General features: G+C 63.7%; 2 pseudogenes. Both read right to left on the reverse strand.

Annotated elements, in window-relative coordinates:
- Positions 1–211 (reverse strand): annotated as a pseudogene (locus B3873_RS15210) (PLP-dependent aminotransferase family protein); the annotation flags it as partial.
- Positions 212–224: 13 nt separating this feature from the next.
- Positions 225–432, reverse strand: a pseudogene (locus B3873_RS15215) (ABC transporter substrate-binding protein); the annotation flags it as partial.

A 432-nucleotide genomic window follows, 5' to 3' on the forward strand; every position in this document is an offset into this window, starting at 1 on the left:
CGGTGGCCCCGTATTGCAGGCAGGCCGCCGCTGCACTGTCGAGCAGGGTGGCGGCGCTCTTTGCCAGCCCTTGCGTATCGAACAGCGCAGGCGCCGGATAGCCGCCGGCAAAGGAGATCATGCCGGGTTGCTGCGTGTACTTGAACAGCTCCCGGATGGGCGAGCCCTGGGGCGACTGGAAGGCCGGATTGAAACGATAGGCTGCGGTCATGATCGATCAGGGTTTATTGCTCGATCATGCGGTTCCAGCGGTTGTTCCACTCGGAGCGCTTCTCGTTGACGGTATCCCAGTCGACGGTGTTGAGGTTCTTGGTCAGCACTTCGCTCTTGCCCAGCTTGGCCTGCGCGGCGTCCGACAGCGGCACGTTGCGGTTGACCGGAATCGAATTGGCCAGCGCCATGCTCTTGGCCTGCACCGCCGGGGTCAGCAGG

Source organism: Herbaspirillum sp. UBA812 (assembly GCF_002296545.1).
Classification (GTDB): domain Bacteria; phylum Pseudomonadota; class Gammaproteobacteria; order Burkholderiales; family Burkholderiaceae_D; genus Herbaspirillum; species Herbaspirillum huttiense.